The sequence below is a fragment of the Enterobacter cloacae complex sp. P38RS genome (genome assembly GCF_014930775.1).
Taxonomy (GTDB): domain Bacteria; phylum Pseudomonadota; class Gammaproteobacteria; order Enterobacterales; family Enterobacteriaceae; genus Enterobacter; species Enterobacter bugandensis.
In genome coordinates this window covers 664,499-678,098 of record NZ_JADBRS010000001.1, presented here as the reverse complement: position 1 = coordinate 678,098, position 13,600 = coordinate 664,499, and the positions used below count along the sequence as shown (strand labels likewise).

General features: G+C 56.0%; 11 protein-coding genes. 4 read left to right on the top strand and 7 right to left on the bottom strand.

Translation table 11 applies throughout. The features are described 5' to 3' along the window. Positions 1-185 precede the first annotated feature (185 nt). Both tynA and IM303_RS03295 read left to right on the top strand, forming a co-directional pair. Entirely contained in the window at positions 186-2,459 is a 2,274-nt protein-coding gene (tynA, locus tag IM303_RS03300) for a primary-amine oxidase (protein ID WP_192971015.1), read from the top strand. A gap of 118 nt (positions 2,460-2,577) precedes the next feature. Further along, a complete protein-coding gene (locus IM303_RS03295) occupies positions 2,578-3,684 on the top strand; it encodes a GGDEF domain-containing protein (protein ID WP_028013023.1) in 1,107 nt (368 codons plus the stop codon). 40 nt (positions 3,685-3,724) lie between these two features. Here IM303_RS03295 and IM303_RS03290 read toward each other — a convergent pair whose 3' ends face one another. Then, positions 3,725-5,224 (bottom strand): aldehyde dehydrogenase family protein, encoded by a 1,500-nt coding sequence (locus tag IM303_RS03290; protein WP_193359579.1) that lies wholly within the window; start codon positions 5,222-5,224, stop codon positions 3,725-3,727. Positions 5,225-5,465: 241 nt separating this feature from the next. On the opposite strand from IM303_RS03290, the gene feaR reads away from it, so the two are divergent. Then, positions 5,466-6,374, top strand: a complete 909-nt coding sequence (feaR, locus tag IM303_RS03285; RefSeq protein WP_047368759.1) for a transcriptional regulator FeaR — start codon at positions 5,466-5,468, stop codon at positions 6,372-6,374. On the opposite strand, the gene IM303_RS03280 is transcribed toward feaR, so the two are convergent. From IM303_RS03280 to IM303_RS03260, 5 genes are all read right to left on the bottom strand, one after another. Further along, on the bottom strand, positions 6,375-6,692 hold the full coding sequence (locus IM303_RS03280; RefSeq protein WP_028013020.1) for a YdbL family protein: 318 nt from the start codon (positions 6,690-6,692) through the stop codon (positions 6,375-6,377). A 7-nt stretch (positions 6,693-6,699) separates the two neighbouring features. Next, the gene (locus IM303_RS03275) at positions 6,700-6,885 is read right to left on the bottom strand and encodes a YnbE family lipoprotein (protein ID WP_028013019.1); all 186 of its coding nucleotides are present in this window, start codon (positions 6,883-6,885) and stop codon (positions 6,700-6,702) included. Beyond that, complete coding sequence (locus IM303_RS03270; protein ID WP_193359578.1) at positions 6,882-9,521, bottom strand: YdbH family protein; 2,640 nt, start codon at positions 9,519-9,521, stop codon at positions 6,882-6,884. The genes IM303_RS03275 and IM303_RS03270 overlap by 4 nt, the downstream gene beginning before the upstream one ends. 215 nt (positions 9,522-9,736) lie before the next feature. Continuing rightward, positions 9,737-10,060, bottom strand: coding sequence for a hypothetical protein (locus tag IM303_RS03265; RefSeq protein WP_045261433.1), 324 nt, complete (start codon positions 10,058-10,060; stop codon positions 9,737-9,739). Positions 10,061-10,062: 2 nt separating this feature from the next. Continuing rightward, the gene (locus IM303_RS03260; RefSeq protein ID WP_193359577.1) at positions 10,063-10,818 is read right to left on the bottom strand and encodes a DUF4225 domain-containing protein; all 756 of its coding nucleotides are present in this window, start codon (positions 10,816-10,818) and stop codon (positions 10,063-10,065) included. A 322-nt stretch (positions 10,819-11,140) separates the two neighbouring features. On the opposite strand from IM303_RS03260, the gene IM303_RS03255 reads away from it, so the two are divergent. Further along, on the top strand, positions 11,141-12,130 hold the full coding sequence (locus tag IM303_RS03255; protein WP_193359576.1) for a 2-hydroxyacid dehydrogenase: 990 nt from the start codon (positions 11,141-11,143) through the stop codon (positions 12,128-12,130). A gap of 18 nt (positions 12,131-12,148) precedes the next feature. Here the strand turns inward: IM303_RS03255 and IM303_RS03250 are convergent, their stop codons facing one another. After that, positions 12,149-13,354, bottom strand: coding sequence for an MFS transporter (locus IM303_RS03250; protein ID WP_193359575.1), 1,206 nt, complete (start codon positions 13,352-13,354; stop codon positions 12,149-12,151). Positions 13,355-13,600 lie beyond the last annotated feature (246 nt).

Below are 13,600 nucleotides of genomic sequence, written 5' to 3'. Positions count from 1 at the left end.
CCCTCTCCCCAACGGGGAGAGGAGATTGCTCTGCACGACCTGTGATTTATCTCAGCGCCTTTTTTAACCTGGCAAGACCAACAAATAACCTGGCAGATGCAGGCAAACGCTTTTCTCAGGCGCCTGTCAGGATAAGGCTGTCACAACACAATAAACCCTAAAAACACAACAAGATGAGGTCTACGATGGGAAGCAATTCTTCTTTTTCTGCCCGTAGAACGGCACTGGCCATGGCCGTTGCGCTGTGTTGCGCCTGGCAATCCCCTGCATTCGCCCACGGCAGCGAGGCGCATATGGTCCCGATGGACAAAACACTGCAGGATTTTGGCGCGGACGTTCAGTGGGATGATTACGCACAGATGTTCACCATTGCGAAAGACGGCGCCTTCGTGAAGGTCAAACCGGGCGCAAAGACGGCCATCGTCAACGGTCACCCCCTCAATCTTGAAGTGCCGGTAGTGATGAAGGACAAAAAAGCCTTTATCTCAGAGACCTTCATCAACGATGTTTTCCAGTCTGGTCTTGACCAGACCTTCCAGGTTGAAAAACGTCCTCACCCGCTAAACGCGCTCACGGCGGACGAAATTAAGCAGGCTGTCGGGATTGTGAAAGCCTCGGCGGATTTTAAACCCAATACCCGCTTTACCCAGATCGCCCTTGCGCAACCAGAGAAAGCCAAAGTGTGGGACTTTGTGCTCAACGGTACGGCAGTGGACGCCCCTCGCCAGGCGAAGATCGTCATGCTCGACGGCAAGCACGTTATCGAAAGCGTAGTGGACCTGAAGGATAAAAAAATCCTGCGCTGGGAGCCGGTGAAGGACGCGCACGGCATGGTGCTGCTGGATGATTTCACCGCGGTTCAGCAGATCATTAACGAGAGCCCGGAGTTTGCCGAGGTGCTTAAAAAACACGGCATCACCGACCCGAAAAAAGTGATCACCACGCCGCTTACCGTCGGCTACTTCGACGGTAAAGACGGCCTGAAGCAGGAAGACCGCCTGCTTAAGGTGGTGAGCTATCTGGACGTCGGCGACGGCAACTACTGGGCCCACCCGATCGAGAACCTCGTGGCCGTGGTCGATCTTGAGCAGAAAAAAATTCAGAAGATCGAAGAAGGTGCCGTTGTGCCGGTTCCGATGACTCCGCGCCCCTATGACGGCCGCGACCGTGTCGAGACGCCGAAAAAGCCGCTCGACATCATTGAGCCGGAAGGCAAGAACTACACCATTACCGGCGACATGGTGCACTGGCAGAACTGGGATTTCCACCTGAGCCTGGATTCCCGCGTCGGCCCGATGATTTCGACCGTCACTTACAACGACAACGGGAAAAAGCGTCAGGTGATGTATCAGGGATCGCTCGGCGGCATGATTGTCCCTTACGGCGATCCGGACGTGGGCTGGTACTTCAAGGCCTATCTCGACTCCGGCGACTACGGCATGGGCACCCTGACCTCGCCGCTGGTGCGCGGTAAAGACGTGCCGTCCAACGCCGTGATGCTCAACGAAACCATCCCGGACTACACCGGCACGCCGATGGAGATCCCGCGCGCGATCGCCATTTTCGAACGCTACGCGGGGCCAGAATATAAACATCAGGAGATGGGCAAGCCGAACGTCAGCGCCGAACGCCGCGAGCTGGTGGTGCGCTGGGTGAGTACCGTGGGCAACTACGATTACATCTTCGACTGGGTGTTCCACGAAAACGGCACTATCGGCATTGACGCCGGTGCTACGGGTATCGAGGCGGTGAAAGGCGTTCAGGCAAAAACCATGCATGATGCCACCGCCAAAGACGACACAAAGTACGGCACGCTGATCGATCATAATATCGTGGGCACCACGCACCAGCACATCTATAACTTCCGTCTTGATATGGACGTGGACGGCATCAACAACAAGCTGGTGGCGATGGACCCGGAAGTGAAGCCGAATACCGCCGGCGGCCCGCGCACCAGCACCATGCAGGTGAACCAGTATGACATTGATACCGAACAGCAGGCGGCACAGAAGTTTGACCCGGGCACCATCCGATTGCTGAGCAACACCAGCAAGGAGAACCGCATGGGCAACCCGGTCTCGTACCAGATTATCCCTTACGCGGGCGGTACCCATCCGGTGGCGACCGGCGCGAAATTTGCGCCGGACGAGTGGATCTACCATCGTCTGAGCTTTATGGATAAACAGCTGTGGGTGACGCGTTACCACCCGGACGAGCTGTATCCGGAAGGGAAATTCCCGAACCGCTCCATCCACGATACGGGTCTGGGCCAGTACAGCAAGGATAACGAGTCGCTCAACGATCAGGATGACGTGGTCTGGATGACCACCGGCACCACCCACGTGGCGCGCGCGGAAGAGTGGCCGATCATGCCGACGGAATGGGTGCATACCCTGCTTAAACCGTGGAACTTCTTCGACGAGACGCCGACGCTCGGGAAGAAAAAAGACGAAAAATAACCACCCGCCGGGCAATTGCCCGGTTTTTTTTACCCTGACGTTTGATGATCGCCCTCGCTTGCTTATAGTTACTGATATATCACCTGCATGATTTTTCCCCCGGACGGGAAAGGGCTTTATGGAAAAAAGAAAAAAACCGACGCTGGAACGAGCAACCTGGCCGACGCGCCACGCCATGGTCATGCACGGGCTGGCGATGAACCTGCCCTGGCTGGCTTTCGTCAACATCAGCTTCGCCGTGATGATTCTGCTGCGCCATGTTCTGCTTAACGCCAGCGATCCCCTTTATCCCCACTTGCCGCATATGATGAAAATGGTCGACGCTTCGATGCTCGGCATTATTATCCTCTCGGCTGCACTGATCCTTATGGGCTGGCGGCGCATCGCCGGTATCAGCGTAGTGCTGTGTATCTGTAGTGCTATCTGGTCGATATCATGCTTCTGGTTCATCACTGATTTACTGCTGCCCCACGTCTGGCCGCTGTGCGTTATTTTATTACTCGCTGGGTTAACGGCCCTCTACTTTTACCCTGTGGGGTTGCTCGCCTTCGTGCTCCCGCTCTGGATAACCTTGCCGATTGCAAGCTGGGTACTGAATGATGGCCTTAATCTTCACTTCGTTATCATCTGGAGCGTCTTTTCGCTGATCCTGATCTGCGGGCGATTCATCCTCTTAAGCTGGTTTGATGAGGCCTGGCGACGTAACCAGCAAAACCAGCTGCTGATCTCACGACTGGATGCGCTGGCGCATCAGGATCCGTTAACCACAACCGCCAACCGCCGGAAGATGGAAGTGGTGCTGGAGAACGCGGTTGAGCAGAAGAAACCGTTCTCGCTGATTATGCTGGATATTGACTATTTCAAACGCTACAACGACACCTACGGTCACCAGGCGGGTGACGACTGTCTGACGCGCGTGGCGCGGGTGCTGAAGCAGTCAGTGCGAACGCCCGACGATGTGGTGTCACGTTACGGCGGCGAGGAGTTTGTGGTGATCCTGTTTAACTGCCCGGAAAATATCGCGGAAAAAGTTGCGGTACGCATTCAGGACGGCCTGCGCGCGGAGTCGATACCGCACAGCGCGTCATCCGTCAGCGATCGTGTCACCGTGAGTATGGGGATTGCGGGCATGGTCGAGGGGCTTGCGGGTACCGAGATTATTGCCCGCGCCGATGCGGCGCTGTACCGGGCGAAAGAGGCCGGGCGGGATCGGTGGTCGCTGTAAATAAAGCCGGGTGGCGGCTACGCTTTACCCGGCTTGTTTTTTAATACCGCACGCAAACCGACTTGGTTTCGCACCAGCCGTCCAGCCAGTCCGGGCCAAAATCACGTCCGGTGCCGGACTGCTTCATGCCACCGAACGGCAGGTTGGCGTCAATCAGCGTATGGCTGTTCACCCACACGGTGCCCGCCTGCAGCCGATCGGTGTACTCCAGCGCCTTGCTGATATTCTGCGTCCAGACGCTGGCCGTCAGGCCATATTCGGTGTCGTTTGACAGCTGGAGCGCCTCTTCTCCGTCGGATACTCGCACCAGGTTGACCACCGGACCAAACACCTCTTCTCGGGTTAACCGCAGCGCGGCATCCGGGTTCACCACCAGCGTAGGCGACACGTAATAGCCTTTGCCCTCCGGACCGCGGTTACCGACGATCAGCTCCGCATTGCGCGACGTCGCCTCGTCGAGGAACGTCTGCACCTTATCGCAGTGGGCGCGCGACACCAGCGGGTTGATAAACGCCTCCGGCGACATGCCCGGCCCGACGCTCAGGGATTTCACCGCCTGTTCGAACCCGCTCACCAGCGTGTCAAACAGCGGCGCTTCAATGTAGATGCGCGAGCTCGCCGCGCACACCTGCCCCTGGTTCAGGAAGCTGCCGGTCATCAGTCCTTCGATCACCCACGCCGGGTCCGCATCCTTGAGTACAATTGCCGGGTTTTTCCCGCCCAGCTCCAGGGTCACTCCGGTTAGCGTGTCCGCCGCCGCGCGGGCAATTTGCTTACCCGTTGCCGTCGAGCCGGTAAAGCTCACCTTTGCAATATGCGGGTGCGAGGTCAGCGCTGCGCCACACACCGCGCCGCTCCCGGTTACCACGTTGAACACCCCGTCAGGGATGCCCGCTTCGCTGGCCAGCTCCGCCACGCGCAGCATGGTTAGCGGCGTGGTTTCAGACGGCTTAATGACGATAGAGCAGCCCGCGGCCAGCGCTGGCATCACTTTCCACATCCCGATCATCAGCGGGAAGTTCCAGGGCACAATCCCGGCCACCACACCAACCGGCTCCTTACGCGTCCACGCCTGGTAGCGCGCACCCTGCGGCAGCGGGATGGAAAGATCGAGTGTTTTGCCCGCAATTTTGGTGGTCAGCCCGGCGGTATAGCGCATCCAGTTGAGGGTGCAGCCCACTTCAAAAGCCCGGGAGATGTTAATTGATTTGCCCTGCTCCAGCGTTTCAAGCTGGGCCAGCTCCTCGCCGTGCTGTTCCACCAGATCGGCGAAATGGAGCAGGATCCGCTCGCGCTCCGCCGGTAATTTTCCGGCCCAGCTACGGGCGACAAACGCGCGCCAGCCGGACATAACGGCCCGGTCAACGTCATCGACGCTGGCATCGGCGGTCGAGGCAATCACCTCGCCCGTGGCCGGGTTGTAGACGTTCAGCCGCTTTTCACTGTCCGACGCGGCCTGACGCCCTTCAATCCACAGGCCATGTTGTCGGTCTAAAAATTGCTGCACGGCAGGCTGAATAGCCACCAGTGATTCAGACATAGGATACTCCTTCGTTATTCTTCGCAGGGTGTTCATCCAGTCTATGTGGGGTTTTGCATTCTCGCTTTTGTCTCTGTGACATTCGCTTTGCCACCTGTGACAGGTGCCGCAAATCGCGATAATCGCCGCTTATATCGCTGTTACCGGTGAGTGTTCTTTCCTATAGTCAGCCTCATAGCTCTGACAAAATGCAACACAAATGCAACAATGCGAAAACGTTGACGGTGCAGCGAGAGAAACGATGGCGTGTGCAAGCGAGCAGGAACAGTATCAGCAGTGGCTGGCGCAGATTAACCAGGTTTGCGGGCGTTTTAACGCGCAGCCCACCGAGGGAAAGTTCTACGGCGAGCTGGAGACCAGCTATGCGCGCAGCCTGAAGCTCAGTACCGTCACCGCAGGCGGCGTTAACCTGTTCCGCTCCCGTCATGAGATTAAGCAGAGTAACGATGCCTGGTTCTATACCGTGTTTCAGCTCGAAGGGAGTGCGGAAATTGAGCAGGATGACCATCGCGCGGTACTCAGAACCGGTGATATTACGCTGATTGATGCCTCACGCCCGTGCTCGATCAACTGGCAGGAAAAGTCCCGCCAGATTTCGCTCCTGGTTCCCCGTCAGATTATCGAGCAGCAGTGCCGCTTTCAGGAGATAAGCTGCGCGCTCGCCCTTTCCCGCACCTTACCCACGGTACAGCTGAGCCATCGCCTGCTGATGGAAAGTATGAACAACCGCGACCTGAGTGACCGGGAGAGTGAAGCGGCGCTTGAGGCGATGGTCTGCCTGCTGCGCCCCGCGTTCCAGCAGCGCGACGTGATTCAGCCGCGCAAGGAGCGCCAGTTCCAGCACGTTGTGGCGCTGATTGACAACCATATTCAGTCTGAATCGCTGCGTCCGGAATGGATTGCCGCTGAGAGCGGAATGTCCGTGCGCAGCCTCTACCGCATGTTTGCCGAGAAGGGGCTGGTGGTGGCGCAGTACATTAAAAACCGTCGTCTGGATCTCTGCGCTCAGGAATTGCAGTCAACCGGCGACGATGAAAAGCTGGCAGGCATTGGCTACAGCTGGGGATTCACCGACCATAGCCACTTTTCAACGGCCTTTAAGCAGCGTTTTGGCGTCTCGCCGGGTGAATACCGCAAGCGCTACCGTTAGCTATTTTTTCAGCCACTTACCGTTAATGCCCTTCACGTACTCGCCCGGCTGCGCGCGGGCCACCAGCTTTTGCCCCGCCATTTTCGCCACTTCATCAACCGGCAAATTATTGCTGTCGGCCAGCTTCTGATAGCTCTCCGTGCGCGCTGCGTTAATGCGATTCACCAGCTCCAGCGTTTCGGCATCCTGTTGGATCGGAGCAAGATAGCCGCTCAGGGTTTCCCCCACGCGCCCCTGCGCGCGGGCATCGTTTAAGGTCAGCGCAGCCGCCTGCACGTTTATACTCAGGGCCAGTAAAATCAACGCTAATCGTTTCATGGCATCCTCAGAACAGATCGCTGCGCGATTTCAGCAGGGCTTCAACGTCTTTATCGACCTTGATGTGGATCTCGTGTTCGATTTTGACATTCATATTGATGGTAATCGGCTCCTTTGGCGCAGCGACTTCAATGCGCGGCGTACAGCCGGTCAGTAGCGCGGCAACGGTGAGCGCACCAGCCATCTTTTTCATTGTTGTTCCTCACTTTCCTTGCCAGTCGAACTGCGGAGACCGGGAATCGCCGCGTGTTGCTCAAACCAGGTTTGCAGGTTGTCGCCAAAACGCAGGCTGCGCCACAGGGTAAAGACATTCTCGTCATGGGTGTAGTTCAGATTGACGGAGCTGCTTTTGCCGTCCACGCGGCTGGTCCCCTTGATGGTCGCCTGCATGGTTAATTCACCCAGGTTATCTAAATTGATTCTCGTCCACGACTGCGAAATTTCCATGTAGCGGAGCCAGTTAATCGCTGCGCCCGCGACCATATTATCCTTCACGATGGCGTCTGCCGTATCTTTGTCGATGCGCAGCGTCATTGGCCCCGGGTTGGTCAGCCAGCCATCTTTAATGATCCATTTTTCATTGTCCAGCCAGAACGGCAGCGCCCCGCTCACCGGGCCCGACAGGGTAAACTGCTTCGGGTTGACGGCGCTGATCAGCTCGCTTGAGGAGATATTGTCCACGCGCAGCAGGGCCGGATCGTGCTGCGGCATCCGCAGTTGCTGCATGGTGATCTTCCCGCCGAGCGTTTCTACCTTAACGTTGGTGAGCAGCAGCGGGTTGTCCTCCGTCCAGGGGTAATTCCCCTGCAGGTCCGCGGTAATGTTGCGCGCGGTCACCAGATTTTCCACTTCGCCAATCCGCAACGTGACCGGGCCGCGCGTGCCCAGGGACCAGGTCCCCTCGCTGAAGCGGAACGGCAGCACAAAATCGACGCCGTTGATCTGGTTGTCCGGCATCCAGGCGCTGCCGGATTTCAGCACGCCGTGTCCGCCCGCCTCAAAGCCCTGATCGGGGGCCGCCGAGAAGGCAACCTGCGCATAGAGTTCACCGTCACGCAGCGTCATTTTCCAGTCCGGCGGGACCAGCGGCTGGAAGACGGTGAGCGACTGTTTCGGCCACCAGGCCTGCCCGCGAAGGCGCACGCCATCCCAGCGTCCGTTCACCTGTACCGGGCCGATGTTGTCCGCATGGAGGTCGCCCTTAAACTGAAAAACAGTCGGGTCGGTACCGTCGACGCTGAAGGTCAGGACCGAGGGCGGCAATACGCTGCCGCCGGAGAACCGGGTTTGCCCGGCATTCAGCGACAGCGCGCCGCTGAATGCGGGTTTTTCGGCATCGCGCAGCCAGCGTACAGGCCGATCCAGCACCAGACGCGGCTTGCTGACCTCCATGGTGCCGTACTGAAGCTTGTCAAAACCGGTGGAGAGCGCCGTCAGTTCAATAAGGTTGTCGCGCCACTCGCCTTTCCCGGCGACATCCCAGCGGGCATGCATCGGCGTAAAGCCGCCTTTTCCCCAGTAGCGCCACTGCCACAGGCCGTTATCAGGTAAAAAGTCGTTGGCCTGACCGTCCAGGTGGAGTTCAAAACCGCCCATCTCGTTTTCATGGGCACGCAGAATAGCCTGCAGACGCCCGTCCACGCCCTTCTGGGTGAGCTTCACGCCCGCCAGCGGCCAGCGGATTTCATCGATATCGAGTGAGTCAATAATGCGCCCGCGCGAGCGGAGCAGCGCGCCGGGCTCAAAAGCAAGCTGCGGTTCATACAGGCTGCCGGTCAGTGTGGCGGGCAATTTGGCGTAAAGAATGAGATCGTTTTGCTTCGCCTCGCCGCTCAGATGCAGCGGCATGTTGCTGTTTTCCATGCTGAGCCTGCCGGGCCCAATGTTCAGTACCGCGTTACCTTTACCCGCATCGCCTTGCGTCAATACGTTCAGTCGTCCGGTCAGGGTGGCTTTCTCCAGCCCCTGCTGCCAGTTGTCGGCGCGAAGGGACACACGTCCGCTCAACGGCATACCCGAAAGATCCCAGTTCCAACGCCCGTCGCTGATGTTCAGCTGTTCCGCCGTGATCTGCCACGGCAGGTCGAGAAGCGGATCGGGGTTATCCCGCACCATCACCACCAGCTGTCCCTGATTGTCTTCCCAGTCGAGATCGGCATCGACCAGAGACGTTAACTGTGGCACGTTAAAGGTCGCGACCGCATGGCCTTTCACCGGCACGCCGTCCGGCACCAGCGGCAAAGTGAACTCGCCCACCAGCTTAATCGGCTGCGCCTGGTCAGGGAGCTGAACATCGAACTGGCTGACGGAGAGTGTCTGGCCGCGAAGCGTGCCTTTAATGCTGATCTGCTCGCCTTTATAGGCGATCTCCTGGCTGGACGGGGTCAGCGACGCGTGAAGCTCCCCCTGCCACTGCTGCCACGGCGAGAGCGTCAGACGGTGGATTGTGAGCCAGGTATTGGGTAACACCGCCTGCCACTGGGCCAGCGTTTTCGGGGCGACCGTTGAGGGCGCAGACTCGGGGATTTTGCTCAGGCAGATGGAATTAAGATCCAGCGCGCCGATATCGAGCTTCCAGCGGCTGGGATGTGACAGCGTCACGTTTTCGATACGGGCAATTTCGCACTCTTCCACCAGATAGCGAAGAACGGGGATCACCAGCGCGTGGCGAGTCAGTTTTGGGCTTTCTTCGAAAGCAATGCGCGTCCCGACGGGGAGCCAGATCCCGGCGAGCGTCGGCACCCACTGGGCGAGCGTCATCAGCAGCGTCAGCGGCACCAAAATCAACAGCAGTAAAACCGCAATGGCGGCTTTGTATTTACCCTTCATGGGCAGTTAATGTCCTGATTTTTCGAAAGAATTAAGCCGGCAATGCCGAATATTGTCGCATATTTGGCGGTTGAGTTGAAGTTGACCCCAAGATAAAGGATAGATGCTGTAAAGAGTATGAGAAAACTTTTTGCTATGCGTAACCTACAGAACACATTGTAGATTCAGTGGGTTACGCATTATCTCAGACGTAAAAACGGGAAAACACTGCGTAACTAATACTTGTTCCTGGGCATTGCCAATAGGTAGAGCATGGCGAATATCAACGACCCCCAATACACTGAATCGTACCGCCATGGATCAAAATCGATATGTAAAAAACCGCGAACAAACTCATAGCCGTTGGCAAAAACATTAATCTGGATGGCTGCAATCGCTATCACAAACAGCGTATAGGCAATGAACAATGGATATTTACGGAGCCTATTGACCTTGAGTTTTCCAACGTACAACAAGAAAAAAATTAAAATAGAAACAATGAAATAGCATAAAGCAGGTAGAATGGGGGGAGTTAATGACAACTCAAACTGTTGCGACATAATTAATTCTCTTTAGCTATCTGGTACATCTGCCAACCTGTGACGCTCCCACTGGTCAAATCCAGAGCCATCGCTGTTTTAGACGCTTCCTGCCATCCTCTGATATAATCAGATTCAATGTTGCGAAACAAACTCCATGATTTTTCTCTGGGAGCCAGAACTCTCCTGCCAGCACCGTAGGCTGATAATGATATATCAACAACGCCATAAACAATATCAGCTTCGTTATTCCCATAGCCGAGCTTCGCTGCCGCGAAACGATAAGCATCTCTTAGCGTGCCTGACCGATCTTCCCGATAAAGAAGATAGTATCCATTCTCATACATATTGTTTAACCCATGAGTAATCATAGGTGCACCATATGCGGCGCAGGCCAGTCCCAGCGATCCGACGCATAAACTAGCGCCGCCATACACTTGCGCCCCACCCGCAACGAAACCAATTTGTTTGAGGGCTAAGGTCGTCGTTGTGGTCCGATTTTTTTCAACAACGATGTAGAGCTTAGCCTTGTTGAAGGTAAGTAAATCATCCTGATCCTTGAGATGATGAATCTGTTCATCAAGTATTTGAATCCCACCTGACCACGTCAGGCAATGCAATTCGATCTCTCGTTTCAGATGATCAACAAGTTGTTGAGTTTCAAAAAACATGCCTGAAGTACCATAAAGCAAATGCTTTGTGGCAATACGTTGCGCGAGATTTTCAATCTCAACTACTTTCCCTTCGAAATGACTTTTATCCCGATTATGGTTGTACATTCGGTCTCCCTGTCATTTTTAAACGATAATGCTAATACTACCTTTGATGTTAATACATTCAAAGAGCTACGTCATATCAACAACTAAGCTTAGCCACTTTTTCAGGCTTTGGTAACCCTTGCGTTCCTGAAAATTGAAACTAACAGGCATGTCTTTTGTATAACTCGCACTTAAGAAAGCGTTGGATATGAATATCATGGAGTTAGGGTGTATATATGCTCTAGAATAATTGATAGAACTTATTGAATTCAATAATATTTTAGAAATTGTAAGATAATTTTAATCATGCTAACGTGAATGCAAAATCACTGGAGAAAGTCTTATGAAACTCGCGGTATATAGCACAAAGCAGTACGACAAAAAGTATCTGCAACATGTTAACGAAGCTTACGGGTTTGAGCTTGAATTTTTCGACTTTCTGCTGTCCGAAAAAACCGCCAAAACGGCGCACCGCTGTGAATGCGTCTGCATTTTTGTTAACGATGACGGCAGTCGTCCGGTGCTGGAAGAGTTGAAAAAGCAGGGAGTGAAGTATATCGCCCTGCGCTGCGCCGGCTTTAACAACGTGGATCTCGACGCGGCAAAAGAGCTGGGTCTGAAGGTGGTTCGCGTCCCGGCGTACTCCCCGGAAGCGGTAGCAGAACATGCTATTGGCATGATGATGTCGCTCAACCGTCGTATTCACCGCGCTTATCAGCGTACGCGTGACGCCAACTTCTCGCTGGAAGGGCTGACCGGCTTTACCATGTACGGCAAAACCGCGGGCGTGATCGGCACCGGTAAAATTGGCGTGGCTGCCCTGCGCATTCTGAAAGGCTTCGGCATGCGTCTGCTGGCATTCGATCCGTACCCGAGCGCCGCAGCGCTGGATCTGGGCGTGGAGTACGTCGACCTGCCGACGCTATTCTCGCAGTCCGACGTGATCTCCCTGCACTGCCCGCTGACGCCGGAAAACTACCACCTGCTTAACCAGGCGGCGTTTGACCAGATGAAAGACGGCGTGATGATCATCAACACCAGCCGCGGCGGTCTGGTTGACTCTCAGGCTGCTATCGAAGCGCTGAAAACCCAGAAAATTGGCGCGCTGGGGATGGACGTGTATGAGAACGAGCGCGATCTGTTCTTTGAAGACAAGTCCAACGATGTGATCCAGGACGACGTGTTCCGCCGTCTGTCTGCCTGCCATAACGTCCTGTTTACCGGCCACCAGGCGTTTTTGACTGCCGAAGCGCTGATCAGCATTTCGGAAACCACGCTGGGGAATCTTCAGCAGTTAGAAAAGGGTGAACCGTGCCCTAACGAACTGGCTTAAATGCTACGCCGGGTGAGGCTAAGCTTCATCCGGCGCGTTTGTTTCCCAGCTTCGGTGAGCAACGCGCCACCAGAGCAGGACGGCGGCCAGCGCAATCGCGCTCAGGACACTGAATGCCGTCGCAAACGAGTAATGACCGGCGATCGTCCCGGTTAACGCAGGGCTCACGGCTGCCCCCACTCCCTGCATCAGCATCACCACACTCTGCCCGGCATTAACGTGCCCGCTTCCGCGCAGCAGCACCACAATAAACGACGGTACGACGACACCCAGGATCCCGGCGGCGAGACCGTCGAGAATTTGTACCGGGATCATCATTAACGGCGCGTCTGTCGATGCCGCCAGCGCCGCACGCACCGGCATAACCAGCAGCGCCAGCATAATCAAGCGCCAGTAGCCGTAGCGTTCTATTCGGCCTGCAACCCAGATGGCAACGGGGATCATCACCGCCTGCGAGATGATGACGGTGCCTGCCGCGTACAGGCCAGGATTGATCGAGGCGGGTGCCGCGGCCACCCTCATGCTCAGCATCGGCAGCAGTGCGGCATTCGCCAGGTGGAACAGCAGTAGCGTCAGCCCGGTCACAAACAGCGCCCGGTTTTTAATCAGCACCGCGAAGCCGGGGACAGGAACGCTACCTGAGGATGAAAGCCCTCGCGCCGCATCGTTATCAATGTCCCCATTGCGGATGGCAAGCAGCGCGCAGAGCGTCAGCAGCGTCGTGCAGGTCATCAGCAGGAAAATCCCCCCGACGCCCCAGTACCAGGCAATGCCGCCTGCCATCACTGCGGTGACAAAATTGCCGCCGTGATTGAACGCCTCATTTTTGCCCATCTGCGCGCTGAACCCGCGCTGGCCGGTCAGGCCCAGCGTAATCCCGGCGATGAGCGGTCCGACAAACGCCGCGCAGATGCCGGTGACCATTTGTGAGACGGCAACAACGCTGGTCTGCTGGCTAAACCAGAGCAGCAGCGTGCTGAATGTGATCAAAGTGCAGAGCAGCGCCAGTACGGCGCGTTTGTTCCGCGAAGTGTCAGTAATTACCCCCGCCGGGAGCGTAGCCAGCAATCCCGCCAGCCCACCGGCAGTCATCAGGATGCCGATATCATCGGGGCTCCAGTGGCGTTCTGTCAGAAAGATACCGAGAAAAGGACCAAGGCCATCACGGACATCCGCAATGAAAAAACTTGTCAGGCATAACGCCCGCAGCGAACGAAGAGACATACTTCCTGCCTGTAAATTATCCGGCTCGCGTTTCGCGATGACCCGCGTCCAGACGATCGTACAATAAAATTAAAAATGTAGCGTAGCGCTGCTTACTGAAAATCAGATGACGGCCCAAAAGACCGGATTAACCGGGGAGGCTACTCGTCACACCAGCCTCCAACGAGCTGTAGCAAAATGTGAATAGCCGCCGGAAACATCAACAGGAAGAGTAAAACTGTCACCACAGCAATCGCCATCAGAAAC